The organism is Ilumatobacter sp. (genome assembly GCF_049588435.1).
Lineage (GTDB): Bacteria > Actinomycetota > Acidimicrobiia > Acidimicrobiales > Ilumatobacteraceae > Ilumatobacter_A.
The window spans coordinates 1-3979 of the sequence record NZ_JBAVYV010000250.1 but is presented as its reverse complement, the minus strand read 5'-3'; the positions used below and the strand labels follow the sequence as shown (position 1 = coordinate 3979).

General features: G+C 66.3%; 4 protein-coding genes. 1 reads left to right on the top strand and 3 read right to left on the bottom strand.

Features of this window, described 5'->3' with window-relative positions:
• The coding region (locus WBV89_RS09835; protein ID WP_423981162.1) for an aromatic ring-hydroxylating oxygenase subunit alpha at positions 1-494 on the bottom strand (494 nt) is incomplete at its 3' end.
• An 88-nt stretch (positions 495-582) separates the two neighbouring features.
• On the opposite strand from WBV89_RS09835, the gene WBV89_RS09830 reads away from it, so the two are divergent.
• Positions 583-1923, top strand: coding sequence for a M24 family metallopeptidase (locus WBV89_RS09830; RefSeq protein ID WP_423981161.1), 1341 nt, complete (start codon positions 583-585; stop codon positions 1921-1923).
• A gap of 52 nt (positions 1924-1975) precedes the next feature.
• On the opposite strand, the gene WBV89_RS09825 is transcribed toward WBV89_RS09830, so the two are convergent.
• Together WBV89_RS09825 and WBV89_RS09820 are read right to left on the bottom strand one after the other, a co-directional pair.
• Positions 1976-3568 carry a Rieske 2Fe-2S domain-containing protein gene (locus tag WBV89_RS09825; protein ID WP_423981160.1) on the bottom strand — a complete coding sequence of 531 codons (1593 nt, stop codon included), beginning with the start codon at positions 3566-3568 and terminating at the stop codon, positions 1976-1978.
• Positions 3569-3633: 65 nt separating this feature from the next.
• Positions 3634-3979: DUF2510 domain-containing protein (locus WBV89_RS09820; protein ID WP_423981159.1), on the bottom strand; the 346-nt coding region annotated here is incomplete at its 5' end.

Below are 3979 nucleotides of genomic sequence, written 5' to 3'. Positions count from 1 at the left end.
TCGAGTGACGGTGTCTCGTCGGAGAGGCAGGCGAACAACAGCAGACCCCACGTGTCGACGCGGACCTCCAGCAGACCGAAGTCCGCTCGATCGAAGTCGTTCCGGGGCACGTCCTCGAAGAACGGGGTCGCCTTGAGCGCGCCGTCGAGCGAGTACCCCCAGCGGTGATATGGACAGCGGATCGTTCCCCTGATGTCACAGTCGGCTTCGGCCAGTTCGGTTCCCCGGTGGCGACACGAGTTGATGAACCCCCGCAGCTCACCGTCCCCGTTGCGGGTGAGGATGATCGATCGCGAGCCGACCGTGCGTACCAGCAGTCGGCCCGGTCCAGCGAGTTCGTCCGCGACGCCGACACACACCCAGGCTCGTTCGAACACGCGCTCTTGCTCGATGGCGAAGAACTCCGCCGACGAGTAGGCGGCCGGGTCGAGGCCCGTCGCCGATCGCATGTTCTGGCGCGTTGCACTCCATGCGGTCTCGTCGGTCCACGTCACCGCCTCATTCTCAGCGTCGGCGTCGGAGCGGTCAACAACAAATCGACCGGCGCCTCGGCCCGGTTCACCGGTCGCGTAGATTCTCGCGATGGTCGACAAGATCGCGGCGTCGTTGGCGACAGCTCCTCCCGAGGTCCGCTTCGCCGCCGGCGACGGTCACCATCTCGTGATCGGCCCGGGCAAGCGGGTGGTCGCCGAGTGGTCGGCGGCAGGGTTGTCGTTGCCCGACCTGCCTGCGATGCGTCGCTACCGGGTAGATCGCGTCGCGGCGCAACTCGTCACCCAGGGCTACGACGGGATCATCGTGATGGATCCGATGAACATCCGCTACGTCACCGACGGGACGAACATGCAGTTGTGGGTGATGCACAACGGTGCTCGTTACGCGTTCGTGTCGGCCGACGGATACGTGATCCTCTGGGACTACTACGGGTGCGAGTTCCTCGCCGCGCACAGCGAGGTGGTGGACGAGGTTCGCCCCGCCATCGGTTCCACCTACTTCCTCGGTGGGCCGCGTCACGCCGAGCAGGCCGCGCGGTGGAGCGCCGAGCTGATCGCCGTGATCGGCGTGCACTGCGGTGCGAATCCGCGGATCGCGATCGACCAGTGCCATCACGTCGGGTACCGGATGCTGGAGGAGGCTGGACTCGAGATCGGATTCGGTCAGGAGGTGATGGAGCTCGCCCGCGCCGTGAAGGGCCCCGACGAGATCCTGGCCATGCGGTGTGCCGTCCACGCCTGCGAGACCACGCTGGCCGAGATGCGCGCGGCAATGGTCCCGGGAATGACCGAACGCGATCTCTGGTCGATGCTGCACGCCGGCAACATCCGGCGTGCAGGCGAGTGGATCGAGACGCAGATCATCGCGTCGGGTCCGCGTACCAATCCGTGGATGCAGGAGGCGTCGAGTCGGGTGATCGAATCGGGTGACATCGTCGCGTACGACACCGACCTCGTCGGGGCCTACGGGATGATGGTCGACCTCAGTCGGACCTGGATCGCCGGCGAGGGGCGCGGTGCGGGTGGCGCTCCCACGCCCGACCAGCAGCACACGTTCGACCTCGCCCGTGAGCAGATCGAACACAACATCGAGTTGCTGACCCCCGGCCGATCATTCCGCGAGCTGACTCACCAGGCCTGGTATCCGTCGCCCGACGAGTACCGCCACTACTCGTGCCTGTTCCACGGCGTCGGCCAGTGCGACGAGTATCCCGAGGTCTACTTCCCCGAGATCTGGGACGAGTGGGGATTCGACGGTGAGTTGCAGGCCGGCATGGTGCTCACGGTCGAGGCGTTCGTCGGCCCGCGCCACCTGACGGAAGCGGGCGACTGGCTCGAGGGAGTGAAACTCGAGAACCAGGTGCTGGTGACCGACGACGGCCCCGAGCTCCTCACCGCGTTCCCGCTCGACCTGCAACCGTCGGGCTGATCCCCGTCACCCGAGCGAACATGCACGTTGGTGCCTGGCACGAACGTGCATGTCAGGCGCGGCGGATGCGGAGGGGGTGGCCGGCGCTGGTCTTGCAGGTGCCGGATTCGAGGTCGAACCGCCATCCGTGGAGGGTGCAGACGAACTCGTCACCGTCGATCTCCCCGAACGCTTCGAGGTCGGCGTCGCGGTGCGGGCAGCGTCGCTGGACGATGTAGTCGCCGAGCTGGATGTCGGGCTCCTTCGCCATCGCTTCGGCGTCGGGCGGAGCGACCTTGCGCACCGCCTCGGCCTCGGCGCGCTTCATCCGCTCGCGCGACAACGACTTGAAGAAGTTGTAGACGTACTCGTTGAACTCGCCATCGCGCCACGCGACGAAACGACACGAGAGCAGCAGTGAGTTGGACCAGTCGACGGCGCGCTGTGCCGCAACGGTTTCGACGAGTCGCCGATCGATGTCGAACCGGTACGAGAACGGTTCGCCGGCGTGCTCGCGCACCTCGCCATGGTCGAAGTCGATGACGACGTCGAGTTGCTCGACGTTGGAGTTGACATCAACGGGCGCCATCGCTCGGATCACGACGTTCGCGCCGACCTGCTCGCGCAGCGTCGGAGCCATCTCCAGGAGTGGTTCCCACCAGCTTCGGAGCGTGTCGATCAGATCCGTCGACGGCGGGTTCCAATTCGCCTTCATGTCATCGATCCAGCCGATCTTGTCGGCCTGGTACCGCTCGAGATACGCCAACTTGTCGCTGAAGATCGACTCGACAGCGGCGTCGGACAACGGGTGCCTGACACCAGTTGTCGGGTCGGGGTCGTCGAGGGTGATGGTGGTGCCCGGGATGTTCAAGATGCCGGTGCGGCCCGCATCGTCGAGCATCTCGAGGAATCGGGTCTGGTCGGGGAAGATGCTCGATTCGGAGCCGTCGATCATGTTCAGCGCGAACAGATCGGGGTCGAGGAAGCACGGCGGCCCGGCGCTCGGGACGATCGCGCGGGCGTCGATCTTCTCGACGTAGCGCATCGCCCTCGCGAACTGCGCGGCGACCTTCGCGTCACACGCGGCCTTCTTCGTGATCGGGTCCATCTCGTAGACCATCGGGTACCAGATCGCGCCGGAGAACTGCAGCCAGTGCAGGTCGACGGGCCCGTGTGCGCGGAGCTGGCCGAGGTCGGTCGTGCGGCAGTCGTTCTGGTTGACGACGATCTTGTCGTCGGCGATCACGACGAGTGCCGAGTCGCCACCGGGGCCGTCGGTGATCGACGACTCGATGTGGATCGCGACGCGGACGCCCGGCGCGATCTCGAGTTCCTCGGTGTCGGTCGTGCGGATGAACTCGGTGAAGCCGAGCGTCGCGAGCGTGCGTTGCTGCTCGCGGGTCGGGTATCCGGGCAGCAGGATCGGGATGTCGCGTCGCAGGTGCGCGGTCAGCCAGGCCTCGTCGTGGTGATCGCCGTGCAGATGCGAGACGTAGAGGAAATCGGCGTTCTCGATGCGATCCCGGAGATCATCGGAGAGCTGATCGTTGCGCGGAAACGGGAACCACGAACCGAAGAACGCGGGCTCGAACCACGGATCACAGAGGATCGATCCACCCGACGTCTCGATCAACATCCCGGCGTGACCGATGGAGGTGACCTGCATGGTCACTCAGGCTATGACCGCGACCGGCGTGACCGGATGGGTCGGTCCGACTCCGTCCGGCTCGGTCAGGCGACGGGCGGGTCGGTGTACTGCTGACCTGCGCGGCTGACGTGCTCGGTCCAGGCGGAGCCGTCCCAGTAACGAAGTTCGAAACGTCCGGACGGATCGGCGTACCAGCCGGCGGGAACTCCGGAATCGAGGGGCGTCTCGGCCGGTGCGGATTCGACCGATGCTTCGGGTTCGGGCTCGGGAGCCGATTCCGTTTCGTCGGCTGCAGCCTCGGGGGCTGCCTCCGGCTCGACCGCAGGTGTTGCCTCAGGTGTTGCCTCAGGCGTTGCGTCGTCGTCCGGTGTCGCGACCGGTTCGCCGGTCGTCGTGTCGCTCGCTCCCGCGTGAGCCGCCGCCCCGACC

Bases quoted from the DNA above. Each gene is read 5' to 3' on its own strand.
- WBV89_RS09830 (WP_423981161.1), top strand. From the start codon at position 583: ATGGTCGACAAGATCGCGGCGTCGTTGGCGACAGCTCCTCCCGAGGTC.
- WBV89_RS09825 (WP_423981160.1), bottom strand. From the start codon at position 3,568: ATGCAGGTCACCTCCATCGGTCACGCCGGGATGTTGATCGAGACGTCG.